Origin of the sequence: Silvibacterium sp. (assembly GCF_047605705.1) — a bacterium.
GTDB lineage: Bacteria > Acidobacteriota > Terriglobia > Terriglobales > Acidobacteriaceae > Silvibacterium.
In genome coordinates this window covers 26,613-43,948 of record NZ_JASGFD010000030.1, presented here as the reverse complement: position 1 = coordinate 43,948, position 17,336 = coordinate 26,613, and the positions used below count along the sequence as shown (strand labels likewise).

10 protein-coding genes are annotated in these 17,336 nt (G+C 63.6%); all 10 read left to right on the top strand.

The window, feature by feature from the left end:
- Positions 1–182 precede the first annotated feature (182 nt).
- The 10 genes from QM649_RS12185 (at position 183) to QM649_RS12140 (ending at position 17,065) form a co-directional block, all read left to right on the top strand.
- Complete coding sequence (locus QM649_RS12185; RefSeq protein WP_415199319.1) at positions 183–1,448, top strand: ankyrin repeat domain-containing protein; 1,266 nt, start codon at positions 183–185, stop codon at positions 1,446–1,448.
- Positions 1,449–1,809: 361 nt separating this feature from the next.
- The gene (locus QM649_RS12180) at positions 1,810–2,739 is read left to right on the top strand and encodes a hypothetical protein (protein WP_415199318.1); all 930 of its coding nucleotides are present in this window, start codon (positions 1,810–1,812) and stop codon (positions 2,737–2,739) included.
- Between the two features lie 95 nt (positions 2,740–2,834).
- Positions 2,835–3,992 (top strand): galactokinase, encoded by a 1,158-nt coding sequence (galK, locus tag QM649_RS12175; RefSeq protein ID WP_415199317.1) that lies wholly within the window; start codon positions 2,835–2,837, stop codon positions 3,990–3,992.
- 713 nt (positions 3,993–4,705) lie between these two features.
- Complete coding sequence (gene glgP, locus QM649_RS12170; RefSeq protein WP_415199316.1) at positions 4,706–6,475, top strand: alpha-glucan family phosphorylase; 1,770 nt, start codon at positions 4,706–4,708, stop codon at positions 6,473–6,475.
- A 139-nt stretch (positions 6,476–6,614) separates the two neighbouring features.
- Entirely contained in the window at positions 6,615–8,075 is a 1,461-nt protein-coding gene (locus QM649_RS12165) for a UbiA family prenyltransferase (protein ID WP_415199315.1), read from the top strand.
- Between the two features lie 56 nt (positions 8,076–8,131).
- Positions 8,132–9,466 (top strand): FAD-binding oxidoreductase, encoded by a 1,335-nt coding sequence (locus QM649_RS12160; protein ID WP_415199314.1) that lies wholly within the window; start codon positions 8,132–8,134, stop codon positions 9,464–9,466.
- The gene (locus QM649_RS12155; protein ID WP_415199313.1) at positions 9,459–10,235 is read left to right on the top strand and encodes an SDR family oxidoreductase; all 777 of its coding nucleotides are present in this window, start codon (positions 9,459–9,461) and stop codon (positions 10,233–10,235) included. The genes QM649_RS12160 and QM649_RS12155 overlap by 8 nt, the downstream gene beginning before the upstream one ends.
- An 823-nt stretch (positions 10,236–11,058) precedes the next feature.
- The gene (locus QM649_RS12150; protein ID WP_415199312.1) at positions 11,059–14,337 is read left to right on the top strand and encodes an efflux RND transporter permease subunit; all 3,279 of its coding nucleotides are present in this window, start codon (positions 11,059–11,061) and stop codon (positions 14,335–14,337) included.
- Positions 14,337–15,587, top strand: a complete 1,251-nt coding sequence (locus QM649_RS12145) for an efflux RND transporter periplasmic adaptor subunit (RefSeq protein WP_415199311.1) — start codon at positions 14,337–14,339, stop codon at positions 15,585–15,587. The genes QM649_RS12150 and QM649_RS12145 overlap by 1 nt, the downstream gene beginning before the upstream one ends.
- 2 nt (positions 15,588–15,589) lie before the next feature.
- The gene (locus QM649_RS12140) at positions 15,590–17,065 is read left to right on the top strand and encodes an efflux transporter outer membrane subunit (RefSeq protein WP_415199310.1); all 1,476 of its coding nucleotides are present in this window, start codon (positions 15,590–15,592) and stop codon (positions 17,063–17,065) included.
- Positions 17,066–17,336: the final 271 nt, after the last annotated feature.

Sequence of the window (17,336 nt, the reverse complement as noted above, 5' to 3'; positions counted from 1 at the left end):
TGACATCCGCTGCAGGATTTGTTGGCTTTCGAACCACTGCGGGCCTACACTGGCACCGGCGCACAGGGCGCCACCCGTCCGCGGAGAGGACCGAGTCCACCTGCCGAAGTGCAAAATCCGGTTTCAACGAATCTCCTTTCGCCTGGCAGCGGACCCACGGCATGACTCGAAGGAGGTCCGTTATGGCAAGCCGTCACGTTCCCGTCCGCCCCAACCTCGAACAACTCAGGCATCAGGCAAAAGATCTGCTGCGCGCGTTCCGACGCAACGAGCCCGCAGCGATCGCCGAGTTCGAAGAACACACCTCCGCGGCAAAGCCAGCAACTCCCAAGCTGGCAGACGCTCAATTCGTCCTTGCGAAGAGTTATGGTCTGCCCGACTGGCCGCGCCTGGTGGTTGCGTGCCGCATGACCGATGCGATCTGGCGAGGCGATGTGGAAGCCGTCCGCGCACTGGTGCTGCGTGATCCGCGATTGCTCGTGGAGGATGCGCGTGGCGTCAAAGGAAACTGGGGACCACCGATGTCCTACGCCGCGAATCTCGGTCAGGACGCCATCATCGAAATGCTCTCCTCCCTTGGAGCGAAGGACTGGCAGCATGCATTCGGACGCGCCTGCCTGCAGGGGCAGGTGGAAACCGCGCGTCGCCTGCACGGAATGATGGACAATCCACGTCCCTTGCACGAATCGCTGGATGGCGCGGCTTACACGCTGAATGTGGCGGGGACGGAACTGCTTTTTCAACTGGGCGCGCGCGCCTCCGACGAAACAGGAAACCTCCTCGCGCCGATAGGCACAGTGCTCGGGACGGATAGCCGCAATCCGAGCGCAAAGCATCGCATTCTCGAGCTTTATCACGATCATGGTTTTGCCCTGCCGGACACGCCGGCGATGGCGCTTCATCGCGGGCGCATCGACCTGCTCGAGCGGCATCTGCGGCTCGACCCCGGATTGCTCCGCCGCAGGTTTTCGTTTGCCGAGATCTACCCGCCGGAGCTGGGATGCTCCGACGAGGTTGAGATGACCTACGGCACGCCGCTGGCCGGAGCTACCTTGCTGCACATGTGCGCGGACTACGGCGAACTGGAAATTGCCGAATGGCTGCTCGCCCAGGGCATGGATGCCGATGCTCCGGCAGCGGTAGACGCGGAAGGCTTCGGAGGACACACGCCCCTGTTCTCCACGATCGTCTCGCAAACGAACTTCTGGATGAATCACCGCGGAGAGCCTGCCGATGCTCCATTTACGAAACTGCTCCTGGAGCACGGGGCAAATCCGAATGCCCGCGCCTCGTTGCGGAAGCAGCTTCATCCCGGCTACGAGATCGATGGCATGCATATCTATCGCGACGTAACCCCTATCGGATGGGGTGAAGTCTTTGTCTTTCCAAAGCTGGTGAACCAGGCTGGCATACGTCTCGTCGCCGCCTATGGCGGACAACGAGACTAGGCCGTATCGACTTATTTGTTTGGCGGCTCTACTTCTAACCTCGAAGTTGTCATTCCGATCGAAGCGACCGCAGGGAACGGAGTGGAGGAATGACAAACTTCTTCGAAACATCCTGCAAGAGGCAGGCATCCAGAATATGTCGATACAACCGAGTTCCGCGTAGAGGGTTCTTCTTCCCACCTCTCAGAATCGAAAGGTGGGGCACCCGGCATCCGGCCTTATCGCAGCTCCAGCGCCGCGGCCTCGCGTTCACGCGTCTGCGTGGCTCGCTCTGCTACAGTTGCCGGTAGCGACCTTCTATCCTGTCCGCTCTATACGCGGGCAGGCCTGGGAAGCGAGATCCGGACGAGGCAATTCCCCTTTGGCTCAGAACCACCCTGCATTCGAAACGCTGACCCTTGAGGCCGGCTCTTTTACTGCCACGATTTACCCCGCCCTCGGCGGCAAGGTCGGCCAGCTGCAACTCGGCGGCGTGGAACTGCTGCAGCAGCCGCTGAAGCCTTACGCCGAGCGCGACCTGTTCATGGGCTTCGAGGAGAGTGACGCGAGCGGCATCGACGAGTGCCTGCCCTCCGTCGCAGCCTGCATCCTGCCCGACGGCGTCTTTGTGCCGGATCACGGCGAGTACTGGCGGCTGCCCTGCGCAGTCACCGCGTCCTCCGCAACCTCGGCCACGCTGACCGCGACCGGCTCCGTGCTGCCGCTGCGCTTCGACCGCACCTTCACGCTCACAGGAAACGAGCTGCGCATCGAGTACCGCGTCGAGAACGTGACCTCGCAGCCGCTGCCCTGGGCCTGGTGCGCGCATCCTCTATATACGGTCGACGCCGGGGACGTGCTGACGCTGCCGGAATCGGTGAAGGAAGTCACGCTCGAGGGCTCGGGCGGCGGGCGGCTCGGCGCTTCGGGCTCGAAACTCGCCTGGCCGGAGGCATCGCTGGCGAACGGCTCGACCGCGCGGCTCGACGTGGCTGCTCCTGTGACCAGCGGCTACGGCGACAAGCTTTTTACCGCGGCTCCGGCCGAGGGCTGGTGCGTGCTCGAGCGCAGGCAGCACGGAATCCGGCTCGAGATCGGGTTCGATCCGGCGCTGACTCCTTATCTCGGTCTCTGGCTCTGCTATGGCGGCTGGCCCGAGGGCGCTGCCAACCGGCAGAACGCCATCGCCATCGAGCCCTGCACCGCGCCGATGGACTCGCTGGCGCAGGCAATCGAGTCCGGCCAGCAACGCACACTGGCTCCCGGCGAAGCGGCGAGCTGGTGGATGACCATTCGCGCTTCCGGCAAGTGAACGTCCCATCTTTGGCACGCGGGGAGCGATCGCCGCGTGCCCCGGTTTCGTCATAGTGTTATCGTTAATCCGCAGAGCTTAGAAAGGCTTGTTCGATGCTAGATGTAAACGGTACCAGGGAAGCCCATCTCCAGGCCTTCCAGCAGGCGCCCGCGCTGTTCTCCGCGCCGGGCCGCGTCAATATTATCGGTGAGCACACCGACTATGCCGAGGGCTTCGTCATGCCCGCGGCCATCGATTTCGAGACGATCGCCGCCATCTCGCCGCGCACCGATGGGCAGGTCGTCATCGCCTCGCAGAACTTTAATGAGACAGTCACGCATTCGCTCCAGCAGCTTCCGGAGAAGGCGCGGCACCACTGGAGCGATTACCCGCTCGGCGTGCTGTGGGCGCTGCGCGAAAAGGGTATCGACGTACCCGCATTTAGCCTCACGCTCAAGGGCGATGTGCCGCTGGGCGCAGGCTTGAGCTCGTCCGCATCCGTCGAGGTGGCGACGATCAGCGCGCTGCTGAGCCTTACCGGCAAGGAGATTCCCCTGCCCGAGATGGCCCAGCTCTGCCGCCGCGCGGAGAATGTCTATGTCGGCGCGTCGACCGGCATCATGGACCAGTTCATCGCCTGCTGCGGTAAGGAAAATCACGCGCTGCTGCTCGACTGCCGTTCGCTCGACTACAAGCTTGCGCCGATCCCGGCCAATATCGCGATCGTGATCTCGAACACCATGGTGAAGCACTCGCACGCGGGTGGCGAATACAACACGCGCCGCGCCGAGGTGGAAGAAGGCACCCGCATCCTGCATGCGCACCGGCCGGAGATCAAGTTTCTGCGCGACGCGACCGTGGACGACCTGGCCAAGTGGGGCAGCGAGATGCCGCCCGACGTGCTCAAGCGCACACGCCACGTCATTACCGAGGACGACCGCACGGTAGCCGCAGCGGCGGCGCTCGAGGCCGGCGACCTGAAGACGCTCGGCCGCCTGATGTACGAGGCCCACGCCAGCTATCGCGACGACTTCGAGGGCAGCTGCCCGGAGGCCGATATCCTCGTCGATCTGGCGTCGAAGGAGGCGGGTGTCATCGGCGCACGCCTGACCGGCGGCGGCTTCGGCGGATGCACCGTGAACCTCGTCGAAGAGGCGCATGCGACGACCTTCATCGAGAACCTGCGCAAGGGGTATCACGCGGCGACAGGCATCTCGGCGGATATCTATCGCTGCCACGCCTCGGACGGCGTACACCGCATCGCGGAGTAGGGCAAAGAGAACCGCAGGTTCCTCCGCTGCGCGGCCTGCGGCCGCTCGGGTCGGAATGACAATTCTTTTTCGTGTAGAAAAGAACCCGGGTGCCCCACGTCTCGACTCTGAGACGTGGGCTTGCTCGATTCCGATGGTGGCCCATGCAAGCCCGCAGTTGGCTTGAGTGGGGAAGCACTAATTCCAAAGCAGATCTGTCATTCCGACCGAAGCGAGACGCTTTTTGTCTCGCGAAGTGGAGGACCCGCAGTTCTCCGCTGGATCGAAGAAACTGCAGGCGGTTTATCCTCCCAACTCAAGCGAAGCCTGGCTGGGGCACCGATATCCTCGCATATGCAAAGAGAACCGCAGGTTCCTCCGCTGCGCGGCCTGCGGCCGCTCCGGTCGGAATGACAGTTTGCTGTAAAGAGGAAAGACTCCCCCGGCGCAACAAACCATCCCTTCCGCACAAACTACCGCGAAAGTCGTACCTTTCCAGCGTCCCTGTCTTCCGCTTTTCACTCGGGATTCCGGAACCGGCTTGCTAGAATCTGGCTAATCGGAGCTGGCCGCGGCACGTGGACATGCGCCAGCGTCCAACCGGCGCTCCGTTAGCGCTGGCGAAAAACGCGGCCTCCTCGGCTACCTGCCGGCAGTGCATGGTCCGCATTCGGGCCGCCGGACAGCTTTCCGCGGAGTGGCCCCTACTCTGTTCGCGGAGATGCTTTCCACACATGCGATTCAATCAGCTTCAGCAAATGGCCGAACTGGCGTCTGCACAGGAACGCAGCGTCGTTGCCTACTTTTCGATGGAAATCGCCGTCGATCCCTCGATGCCGACCTACAGCGGCGGCCTGGGCGTGCTTGCCGGCGATACCCTGCGCTCGGCCGCAGACCTGAGCCTGCCCCTGGTGGCGCTCACCCTGGCTCACCGCAAGGGCTACTTCCGGCAGCACCTCGACGCCGATGGCGTGCAGACCGAAGAGACGCAGCCCTGGGATATTGAGTCCCAGCTGACGGCCGAAGGGCCTACCGTGACCATCGTCGTCGAAGACCGGCCGGTGACCATCCGCGCCTGGCGGCATGACGTGATCGGCGTAACCGGCCACACCATCCCGATCTACTTCCTCGATACCAACCTCGAGCGCAACGATCCGAAGGACCGCATTCTCACCGACCATCTTTACGGCGGCGACGGCGATTACCGGCTGCGCCAGGAGGCTGTGCTCGGCATCGGAGGCGCCCGCATTCTGGAGGCGCTCGATTATCGGCCGATTGTGTATCACATGAACGAAGGCCACGCGGCGCTGCTGACCATTGCGCTGCTCGAGAAGCAGCTCTTCGGTTCGCCGCTGGACAGCGCCGACGAGTCCACCGTGGATGCGGTGCGCCGCCGCTGCGTCTTCACCACGCACACGCCTGTGCCCGCCGGACACGACCGCTTCTCCGCCGACCAGTCGAACCGCATCCTGGGGCCGGAGCGCACACGGACCTTCGAGCGGCTGGGCTGCTTCCACGACGGGCTGCTGAACATGACGTACATCGCGCTGCGCTTTGCGCGTTACGTGAACGGCGTGGCCATGCAGCATGGCAAGGTCTCGCGCGCCATGTTCCCCGAATACCGGATCGACGCGATCACCAACGGCGTACACGCGGCGACCTGGACCTCGCCCGCCATCCAGGCAGCCTTCGACCGCCATATGCCGCGCTGGCGGCAGGACAATATTTCGCTGCGCTACGCCATCGACATCCCGGAAGAGGAGATCGAGCAGGCGCACCGCGAGTCGAAGCTGGCTCTGATTGCAGCAGTAAACGAGCGCACCGGCGTCGAGCTGCGGCCGGATATCTTTACCATCGGCTTTGCGCGGCGCGCGGCCACCTACAAGCGTTGCGACCTGCTCTTCACCGATCCCGAACGGCTGGTGAAGATGGCCCACGAGCACGGCGGCCTGCAGGTGATCTACAGCGGCAAGGCGCATCCTGCCGACGAACCCGGCAAGGCCAAGATCCGGCGCGTGATCGAGCTGGCGAAGGAGCTGGGCAACGCCGACCTGCGCATCGTCTATCTCGAGAACTACGAGTGGCAGCTGGGCGCTCTGCTGACCGGCGGCGTGGACCTGTGGCTGAATACGCCGAAACGCCCCTATGAGGCTTCGGGCACCAGCGGCATGAAGGCGGCGCTGAACGGCGTGCCCAGCCTGAGCATCCTGGACGGGTGGTGGATCGAGGGCTGGATCGAGGGCGTAACCGGCTGGGCCATCGCCGACCACGATGACGATGCCGGCGAGGCGACCTCGCTCTACGAGCACCTCGAGCAGGTGATTCTGCCGCTATACTATGGCGACCAGAATCAGTGGAAACGGATCATGCGTTCGACGATCGCGCTGAACGGCTCGTACTTTAATACGCAGCGCATGATCGAACAGTACATACTGAATGCCTACTTCCCGGAACACCGCAGGGATCACTCGGCCGCAGCGCTGGAGCCGATCCTTACCCACTAGGGTGGCCGGAACGGGCTGCAGGCAACCATAATTCGCTGAAAGGGGCCGGCGCACACACGACCGGCCCCTTCACTCGCCCGATTGAGTAAGCCGCCCGTATGAGAACGGAGCTGCTGACTGTTGCGCCTTAGGAGAGCCAATGGTATCGCAGGCTGTGGCCCCCGATGAAACTGCCGCCGCATCCGGCCGCGCGCTGTGCGTGGACCTGGACGGCACCCTCGTCAAGAGCGACACCCTCGTCGACTCGCTGCTGCTGCTCGCCCGCACCTATCCGCTGAAGGCGCTGCAGGCTCCGCTCTGGATCTCCGGCGGCAAGGCAGCACTCAAGTCCAAAGTCGGAAGCTTCGTCCAGCTCGACCCTACGCATCTGCCCTATAACCGCAAGCTGCTCGAGTACCTGATGGAGCAGCATCGCGAGGGGCGCAGGCTCTACCTGACCACCGGCGCCGACGCCACGCTGGCGCGGCGCATCTCCGATCATCTCGCCATCTTCGACGAAGTACTGGCCAGCGACGGAACCACGAACCTGACCGGGCACAACAAGCTCGGCAGCCTGCAGCAGAAGTTCGCCGCCGAGGGCTTCGACTACATCGGCAACGCGCGGCCGGACCTGCCGCTGCTGCAGCACTCCGCCGAGCCAATGACGGCGAACCCCGACCGCGCCCTGCGCGGGCTGCTGCGCCGCCACAAGGTCTCCGTCGCACGGCAGTTCGATGACCGCGCCCCGATGGGCAAAGTCCTGCTCAAGACCATCCGCCTGCACCAGTGGGCGAAGAACGTCCTCATCTTCGTGCCGCTGCTGCTGGCGCACATGCTGAGCCTGCGGCTCGTCGGCCAGGCGCTCATTGCTTTCCTGAGCTTCAGCCTCTGCGCCTCGGCAACCTACATCGTCAACGACCTGCTGGATATCGAGGCTGACCGGAAGCACCCCAAGAAGCGGCGGCGGCCATTTGCCTCGGGCGATCTTTCGCCGAAGAGCGGCGTGCTCATCTCGGCGACATTTCTCGCGCTCGCCTTTGCCGGAGCCGCGATGCTCCCCATCGGCTTCCTCGGCTGGCTCGTCACTTACCTGGTGACGACACTCGCCTATTCGCTGCACCTGAAGCGGGTGATGCTGATCGACGTCGTGCTGCTCTCCGGCCTCTACACGCTGCGCATGCTCGCGGGCGGCGCGGCGACCAGCGTGACCTTCTCGCCATGGCTCGCGGCACTCTCGGTCTTCCTCTTCCTCTCGCTGGCGATGGTCAAGCGCTTTGCCGAACTGCAGAACGTGAAGGCCAGTGGCCAGGCGCTTTCAAACGGCCGCGGCTACCTGCTCTCGGATATCGAGCAGCTGCGCTCCTTCGGCACGGCCAGCGCCTACGCGGCGGTGGTGGTCTTCGCGCTCTACATCAACAGCCCGGACATCATGGATCTCTATCACCACCCCACGCGGATGTGGCTGATGACGCCGCTGATGATCCTGTGGCTGAGCCGGGTGTGGCTGCTGGCCTCACGTGGTGAACTCGATGAAGACCCGGTGATCTTTGCCGTCACCGACAGGATGAGTCTGCTGATCGGCGCATGCATCGCGGTGATCGCCGTGCTGGCCGCCATATAAACCGACCTCTTCCTCCGTGTAACCTCAGAAACAGGAGCCCTGTTCTCCGGACATTTATGGCCAGATCGAAATCCAAACCCAGCTTCGAGAGCTGGGGACGGTACCCTCGTCTCGACGCCACGCTGGTGCCGCTGCACTGGCGCGGCGATTTTCCCCTTCGCCAGCAGACCACCGGGCACATGCTGCCGGTCGGCGCCGGGCGCAGCTACGGTGATGTCTGTCTGCTCGAAGGCGGCACGCTGCTGCACACCCGCGGCATGGACCGGCTGATCGCCTTCGACCCGCAAAGCGGCCTGCTGCGCTGCGAGGCCGGCATTACTCTGGCCGAGATCCTCGACTTCGCAGTGCCGCGCGGCTTCTTCCTGCCGGTCACGCCGGGCACAAAGTACGTGACGGTCGGGGGCGCGATCGCCAACGACATCCACGGCAAGAACCACCACACCGCCGGGAGTTTTGGATGTCACGTCCCGCGCTTCGAACTGGTGCGCTCGGACGGCACGCGGATCCTGTGCAGCCCCACGGAGAATGCGGAGTGGTTCCGGGCGACCGTCGGCGGCATGGGCCTGACCGGCCTCATCACCTGGGCTGAGATCCGGCTGCGTCCGATCGTCTCGCGCATGATCGACTACCAGGGCGACAAGTTCGTAGGCCTCGACGAGTTCTTCGCGCTCGCCGAGAGCTCGCAGAGCGAGTACACGGTGGCGTGGATCGACTGCGTGGCGACAGGCAAGAACTTTGCGCGCGGCATCTTCATGCAGGGCGAGCACGCGACGATTCCCGGCTCGCTCGCCAAGAGCAAGGAGCCGTGGCTGGCTTTCCCCCTCGACCTGCCGGAAATCGCGCTGAACAAGTTCTCGATGGCGGCCTTCAACACCGCGTACTACAACAAGCAGCTCAAGAAGCAGCAGACGTCGGTGGTCGACTACGAGCCGTATTTCTACCCTCTGGACTCGGTGCTGCACTGGAACAAGATGTACGGCAAGGCCGGGCTGCTGCAGTTCCAGAATGTGATTCCTTTCGAGGCCGGCAAGGAAGGCATGGCCGAGATCCTGAAGGCGATCACGCGCTCCGGGCTGGCCTCCTTCCTTGCGGTCATCAAGTTCTTCGGCGATATCCCTTCGCCAGGCCTGATGAGCTTCCCCGCGCCGGGCGTGATGCTGGCGCTCGACTTCCCCATCCGCCAGGATGTGAGCTTCGATCTGCTCGACCGGCTGGCGGCGATCACGCTCGATTATGGTGGCCGCATGTACTCGGCCAAGGACGCCCGCATGACCGCGGCCCAGTACCAGGCCTTCTATCCGCAGTGGCAGGAGTTCCTGCCCTACATTGACCCCGCGTTCGACTCGGCCTTCTGGCAGCGCGTGACCGGACGGAGACCGATCGATGGCTAAATCGAATGCACGCCCGCTGCCCACGCGCATTCTCGCGCTGGGCGCAACCTCGGCCATTGCCGAAGCGACACTGCGCGCCTTTGTGGAAGCAGGGACCGGACGCGGCGTGAGCTTCTTTCTCGTGGCCCGCAACGCCGAACGCCTCGAAGCAGTGGCCGCCGATCTGCGCACGCGTGGAGCAGCCTCCGTGGCGACGCATGTGATGGACCTTGACGACACAGTGGCGCACCCGGCGATGCTGGCTTCTGCCGCTCTCAACCTCGGCACCATCGAGCTGGCGCTGCTGGCGCACGGCATCCTCGGCGAGCAGCCGGAAGCCGAGGCCAGCTATCCCGTGGCCGAGGCGATTCTGGGCACGAACTTCATGGCTCCGGTCTCGATGATTACCTGGCTGGCGAACTACTTCGAGCAATCGAAGCAGGGCACGTTGGCGGTGATTTCATCGGTGGCCGGTGACCGCGGACGCAAGAGCAATTACGTCTACGGCGCATCCAAAGGCGGGCTTACCATCTTCCTCGACGGCGTGCGCAACCGCATCGACCGCGCCGGAGTGCAGGTGCTCACGATCAAGCCAGGCTTTGTGCGGACGCCGATGACGGCGCACCTGCCGCCTTCGCCGCTCTTTGCGTCTCCTGCGGCCGTGGCGCACGGCATTCTGAAGGCCGTGGAGAAGCGCAGGGATGTGGTCTATCTGCCGCCTTTCTGGGCGCTTATCATGTTCATCATCCGAAGTATCCCCGAACGTATTTTCAAAAAGCTCAATCTTTGACAGGGCTCAGATAGAGCATCAACTTGGACGGTGGCCCATTCAAGCCTGCAGTTGGCTTGAGTGGGGAAGCACTAACTCCAAGCAGATTTGTCATTCCGACCGAAGCGAGGCGTCTTTCGTCTCGCGCAGTGGAGGAACCTGCGGTTCTTCGCTGGATAGGGAAAACTGCGGATGGCCTTACCCTCCCACCCAAGCAAAGCTTGGATGGGGCACCCGCATCTTCGCTTGTTCAGGGAGAACTGCAGGTGCCTCCACTCCACGGCCATCTGCCTTTCCGGTCGGAACGACAACCTTATTGTTAAGACGAAAAGAACCCCGGGTGCCCCACGTCTCGATTTGAGACGTGGGCTAGAACTACTTCCTGAAATATCGCCGCAGAGCCATTTTCGTCAGAATCTCCGCATCGCTCGTCCACACCCCGTCATCCAAATCTCTACCGTTGCTGCGCCTTCTTCCGCTGCCACGGCGGCAGAGACGAATGGGCGTCTTTCGCTTCCCCTTCTTCGTCTAGTTGTATTTTGGTGCTATCCCTGCCCGGGGCATCCGGCTCTCACCTTTCCGGCTTCGGGTCTTGTTGTTTGCTCCGGCCGGAGCGGGTCAGGCATGTTCCCGTGCCTGCCGCGGCTTCAGCCTGTTGGCTTGCATCGCGAACGTACTGGAGGGCAATTCCGATAAGGGACGTGGCGTCCACCGCTGCCGTCCTCAGAGGAAACGTCTCTTCAGCTTGCGTAGTCCTTCGCGGACCAGAGGCAGCCGTCGCCGCAACCGCTGCGCGCCCTGCCTGGAATGTCCGCTTCACCGATCTCGGAGTCGCTGAAACGTTATGTGGATTGTTCGCCTCGCGCTACGACGGCCTTACACCTTTGCTGTCCTTGCGCTTCTGCTGATGATTCTCGGGCCGCTGGCGGTTTTCAACACGCCAACGGATATTTTCCCCAACATCAATATCCCGGTCGTCTCGATCGTGTGGCAGTACACCGGTTTGTCGGCCGAGCAGATGGCCAACCGCATCGTGTACCAGAGCGAGCGCACGCTGACGACGACGGTCAACGACATCGAGCACACCGAGTCGAACTCCATGTACGGCATCGGCGTGATCAAGGTCTACTTCCAGCCGGGCGTGGACATCGGCAATGCCGTGGCGCAGATCACCGCGATCAGCCAGACGCAGCTGAAACAGCTGCCGAGCGGCACGACGCCGCCGCTGGTGCTGCAGTACTCGGCTTCGAGCGTGCCGATCCTGCAGCTCGGCCTCTCCGGCCAGGGACTCAGCGAACAGCAGCTGAACGACTTCGGCCTGAACTTCATCCGCGTGCAGCTGGTCACCATTCCCGGCGCGGGTATTCCGTATCCGTACGGTGGCAAGCAGCGCCAGATCCAGGTCGATCTCAACGAGCAGCTGATGCAGGCCAAGGGCGTCACACCGGGTGACGTCTCCACCGCAATGGGCCAGCAGAACATCATTCTGCCCTCAGGCACCATCAAGATCGGCACCTTCGAATACCAGATCGAGACCAATGCTGCACCGCTGGCGATCTCGGAGCTGAACGATCTGCCCATTCGCTCGGTGAATGGCGCGATGGTCTACATGCACGACATCGGCCACGTGCGCGACGGCTTCCCGCCGCAGACCAACATCGTGCGCGTCGATGGACAGAGAGCCTCGCTGCTCTCGATCATCAAGACCGGCAACAACTCGACGCTGGCCATCGTGAAGGGCATCCGCGAGAAGCTGGTGGACATTCAGCCGCAGTTCCCCGCGGCACTGAAGATCACCCCGCTGGGCGACCAGTCGATCTTCGTCCGCGCGGCCGTCTTCGGCGTGGTGCGTGAGGCGATCATCGCCGCCTGCCTCACGGCGGTCATGATCCTGCTCTTCCTCGGCAGCTGGCGCTCGACGCTGATCATCGCCGTCTCGATTCCGCTCTCGATTCTCTCCTCGCTGCTGCTGCTGGCGGCGCTCGGCGAGACGATCAACCTGATGACCCTCGGCGGCCTGGCGCTGGCCGTCGGCATCCTGGTCGACGACGCGACGGTCGAAATCGAGAACATCAACCGCAACCTCGAAGAAGGCAAGGCGATCGAGCAGGCGATTCTCGATGGCGCGGCGCAGATCGCGGTTCCGGCGCTGGTCGCCACCATCTCCATCTGCATCGTCTTCGTGCCGATGTTCTTCCTCACCGGCGTATCGAAGTACCTCTTCGTGCCGCTGGCCGAGGCGGTCTGCTTCGCCATGATGGCCAGCTACCTGCTCTCGCGTACGGTTGTGCCGACGATGGCCAAGTACCTGCTCAAGGAGCACGACGAGCATGAGGCCGAGAGCAAGAAGAGCAGCCGCAATCCTCTGGTGCGCCTGCAGCTCGGCTTTGAGCACTACTTCGAGAAGCTGCGCGTCGGCTATCGCGGCATCCTCGAGTTCTGCCTCGGCCACTCGGCGATCTTCCTTATCGTCTTCCTGATCCTGGCGATCGTGTCAGCGGCAGGACTCTACCCGTTCCTCGGTGAAGACTTCTTCCCGTCGGTCGATAGCGGCCAGTTCGAGTTCCACGTCCGCGCCCAGACCGGCACGCGTATCGAAAACGTGGCGGACCTCTGCGACCAGGTGGACCGCACGATCCGCGAGGTGGTGCCGAAGAGCGAACTGGTCACCATCATTGACAACATCGGCCTGCCCTACAGCGGTATCAACACTTCGTACGCGAACGACGCGGTCATCGGTCCGGAAGATGCGGACATCTCGGTTTCGCTGACCGAGAAGCATCATCCGACCGACGATTACGTGCAGAAGCTGCGCAAGATCCTGAACCGTCGCTTCCCCGGCGTCACCTTCTACACGCTGCCGGTGGACATGACGACGCAGATCCTGAACTTCGGTCTGCCCGCGCCGATCGATATCCAGGTCACGGGCAAGAATCTGCAGGCCAACCATGCTCTGGCGCTGCAGCTGCTTAACCAGATCAAGCAGGTGCCGGGCACCGCGGACATGCGCATCCAGCAGCCCTTCGATCAGCCGGTGCTCACGGTCAATGTCAACCGCACGAAGGCCCAGCAGCTTGGCCTCCAGGAGCAGAACGTCACCAACAGCCTGCTGACGGCCACCAGCGGCAGCTTCCAGACCGCGCCCAGTTTCTGGATGGACCCGACCACCGGGGCCAGCTATGAAATTGCCGTGCAGTCGCCTCAGTACAACCTGGATTCGATGAACGACTTCAGGAACATTCCCGTGCTTGGAGCCTCCACGACCTCGGCCTCCCCTGCGCCGCAGCCGAACGGGGTCATTGAAGCTTCGACGACCGCCCCGACCGCGGCCAATCCGGGACAGGTGCTGGGCAACGTGGCTACCATCAATCCGGGCAACGAAATGGCCACGGTCACGCACTACAACATCGCCCCGGTGCTCGATATCTACGGCAACGTCGTGAACACCGACCTTGCCAGCGTGGATAAGCAGATCGAGAAAATCCTGGCGAACAACAAGAGCAAGGTGCCGCGCGGCTCGACAATCGCAGTACGCGGCCAGGTGCAGACGATGAAGACCTCGTTCTTCGGCCTGATGGCCGGACTGGTCTTCTCGATCCTGCTGGTCTACCTGCTGATCGTGGTGAACTTCCAGTCGTGGATGGATCCGTTCATCATCATCTCGGGTCTGCCCGCGGCGATTGCAGGTATCGTCTGGATGCTGTTCCTCACGCACACGCACATCAGCGTGCCGGCTCTGACCGGCGCCATCATGTGCATGGGCGTGGCGACTTCGAACTCGATCCTGGTCATCAGCTTTGCCCGCGAGCAGCTGGAGGAGACGGTCGGGGATGCGCGAGCCGCGGCACTGAGCGCCGGCTTCGTGCGCTTCCGCCCGGTCATCATGACGGCACTGGCCATGATCATCGGCATGGTGCCCATGGCGCTGGGACTGGGCGACGGCGGCGAGCAGAATGCGCCGCTGGGACGCGCCGTCATCGGCGGTCTGCTCTTTGCCACGGTATCGACCCTTTTCTTCGTACCTACCTTCTTCAGCGTCCTGCATGGCCGCGCGGAGAAGAAAAAGCGCGAGCGCGAAGCGCGCGAACATTCCAAGAAGCCCGAGACGGCGGAGAACCAGTGATGAATCAACCTGCGAATACTACAGAACATTCCCGGCCCCCGCTTTCCGGCGGTAAGGCGTTGTTGCTGCTCTTCATTCTTCTTGTTGTGGCCGCCGTCCTCGTCGTCACCGGTATCCTGCCGCGGCTCCATGCGGAAAAGGAGCTGCAGAAGGAGACCACGGACCTGGCTGCGCCGAGCGTGCTGGTCGATAAGCCGCAGCCCGGCAAGCCGATCAACGAAGTCATCCTGCCCGGCAACATGCAGGCTTACGTGGATGCGCCGATCTACGCGCGCACCAACGGCTACCTGCAGAAGTGGTACTTCGACATCGGCGCTCACGTGAAGCAGGGACAGCTGCTGGCGATCATCGACAGCCCGGAAGTGGATCAGGAGCTGGCGCAGGCCAAGGCCGAGCTGGCCACCGCGCAGGCGAACGCCGGCAACGCCAAGGTGCAGTCGGCCCGCTACCAGGACCTGCTCAAGGCCAACGCCGTCTCCGCGCAGGATACGGACACCTTCACCACGCAGGAGAAGTCGACCAACACGCAGGTGGAGTCGGCACAGGCCAATGTGCAGCACTATGAGCAGCTGGTCGGCTTCGAGAAGGTCTACGCGCCGTTCTCCGGCACGGTCACGCTGCGCAACGTGGATACCGGCTCGCTGATCAACGAGGGCGCAGGCACCACGCCCGGCAGCCAGCTCTTCCACCTATCGGATGAGCACATCCTGCGCGTCTACGTGAACGTGCCGCAGGTCTACCAGCCTGCGATGAAGCCCGGCGTGGAAGCGACGCTGACGCTCACCGAATTTCCCGGCCAGAACTTCGAAGGCAAGATCGTGCGCACCGCGCGGGCCATCGACCTGACCACCCGTACGCTGCTGGTGGAAGTGGACGTGGACAACCGCAAGGGCACGCTCTATCCGGGCGGCTACGCGCAGGTCCACTTCAAGATCCCGGCCGCGCAGAAGGCCCAGGTCGTACCGGTTTCGACACTGATGTTCCGCTCCGAGGGCCTGCGTGTGGGCATCGTGCAGGGCAACAAGGCCAAGCTGGTGCCGGTCGTGATCGGCCAGGACGACGGCAAGACGGTGCAGATCATCTCGGGGCTGGAGGCGGACAGCGAAGTGATCCAGAACCCGCCGGACTCACTGATCGACGGTGAGACGGTACAGGTGCAGCAGCAGAAACAGGGCCCGCAACAGCAGCAGCAGAACCCGGGCCAGGGCCAAACCAGCAGCCAGACCGGTGGCCAGGGAGGCGGGAAGTAGTCATGCGCAACCCCGCATCCATTCCATCCCGCGGCCTGCTCACCGCAGCCAGCCTGGCGCTCATGGCGCTGGCCGGCTGCTCGGTGGGCCCGAACTATCAGCGGCCCTCCGCGCCTCCGGCGCCTGCGGCCTATAAAGAAACGCCGCCGCCGAATCCCCCGGGCGGCGACTGGAAACAGGCCACCCCTGCCGACGCCATGGCGAAGGGCAAATGGTGGGAAATCTATAACGACTCCCAGCTGAACGGGCTCGAGGAGAAGGTTGCCGTCTCGAACCAGACGCTCAAGGCCGCCTATGAGCAGTACCAGCAGGCGCGCCAGCAGGTGAGCGTGGCCCGGGCCGCGTACTATCCGACGCTGAGCGCCGGACCGTCGGTCTCGCGCACGAAAGAGTCCTACCACCAGCCCAACACCGTTCCCGGCCAGACGAGCTACCAGTACAACACCTTCACCATTGCGGGCCAGGCGAGCTGGGAGCCGGATCTCTGGGGGCAGGTGCGGCGCACCGTCGAGGAGCAGCGGGCGACCGCGCAGGCCTCGGCTGCGGACCTGGCCAACACCGAGCTGAGCCTGCGCTCGGAGCTGGCGATGGACTACTTCGAGCTGCGTGGCCTGGATTCGCAGAAGCGGCTGCTCGACAACACCGTGAACGCCGACACCGACTACCTGAAGCTGACGCAGGTCCGCTTCAAGGGCGGCGTGGCGACGGACGTGGACGTGGCGCAGGCGCAGACGCAGCTCGACACGGTCAAGGCGCAGGACATCGACATCGGCGTGGCGCGGGCGCAGTATGAGCACGCGATCGCCACGCTGATCGGCGTCTCCGCTTCCACCTTTACCCTGCCCTTCTCGCCGCTCGACCTGACGCTGCCCGTGGTTCCCACCGGCGTGCCGACAGAGCTGCTGGAACGGCGTCCGGATATCTCCGCCGCGGAGCGCCGGACCGACGCGGCGAACGCGCAGATCGGCATCGCCATCTCGGCCTACTATCCGACGATCCAGCTGAACGGCGCGGGCGGATTTGAGAGCACGCGGCCGGGCAACTGGCTGCAAGGACCGAGCGCGCTCTGGTCGCTGGGCGCCTCGGCGACGGAACTGCTCTTCGACGGCGGACGGCGCCATGCGCTGACGCAGTCGGCGCGTGACGCCTACGACCAGCAGACCGCGACCTATCGTCAGACGGTGCTCAACGCCTTCCAGGAAGTAGAAGACGAGCTGGCGGCGCTGCGCATCCTGAACGACGAGGCGGAGGCGCAGACCCGCGCCGTCGACTCCTCGCGGCACTCGCTGCAGCTCAGCACGAATCGCTACAAGGGCGGCGTAACGACCTACCTCGAAGTACTGACCGCCCAGACCACGCAGCTTTCGAACGAGCGCACCCAGACCGACATCGTGACCCGGCAGTTCGCGGCGAGCGTGTCGCTCATCAAGGCGCTCGGCGGCGGCTGGAGCACGGCACAGCTTCCCGAGAAGTTCTAACCGGAACGCACACACCGGCCCGGTCTCCCTCGCGGAGGCCGGGCTTTTCTTTTGGGCTGTTTTCCCTGGAATCGTTCCCTGGCTGTCTTCGGCATGCCTGCACTGGGCAGGATTCTTAAAAGAAGCCAGTCATTCCGAGCGAAGCGAGACCGTTTTACCGTCTTGCGCGGTGGAGGAGCCTGCAGTTTCGTTCGCTTATCAAGGGCTTCTGGAGCGAGCGGACTCACTGCAGGTTCCTCCACTGCGCTCCCTGTGGTCGCTTCGGTCGGAA

Bases quoted from the DNA above. Each gene is read 5' to 3' on its own strand.
- QM649_RS12185 (WP_415199319.1), top strand. From the start codon at position 183: ATGGCAAGCCGTCACGTTCCCGTCCGCCCCAACCTCGAACAACTCAGG.
- galK (WP_415199317.1), top strand. From the start codon at position 2,835: ATGCTAGATGTAAACGGTACCAGGGAAGCCCATCTCCAGGCCTTCCAG.
- glgP (WP_415199316.1), top strand. From the start codon at position 4,706: ATGCGATTCAATCAGCTTCAGCAAATGGCCGAACTGGCGTCTGCACAG.
- QM649_RS12165 (WP_415199315.1), top strand. From the start codon at position 6,615: ATGGTATCGCAGGCTGTGGCCCCCGATGAAACTGCCGCCGCATCCGGC.
- QM649_RS12160 (WP_415199314.1), top strand. From the start codon at position 8,132: ATGGCCAGATCGAAATCCAAACCCAGCTTCGAGAGCTGGGGACGGTAC.
- QM649_RS12155 (WP_415199313.1), top strand. From the start codon at position 9,459: ATGGCTAAATCGAATGCACGCCCGCTGCCCACGCGCATTCTCGCGCTG.
- QM649_RS12150 (WP_415199312.1), top strand. From the start codon at position 11,059: ATGTGGATTGTTCGCCTCGCGCTACGACGGCCTTACACCTTTGCTGTC.
- QM649_RS12145 (WP_415199311.1), top strand. From the start codon at position 14,337: ATGAATCAACCTGCGAATACTACAGAACATTCCCGGCCCCCGCTTTCC.
- QM649_RS12140 (WP_415199310.1), top strand. From the start codon at position 15,590: ATGCGCAACCCCGCATCCATTCCATCCCGCGGCCTGCTCACCGCAGCC.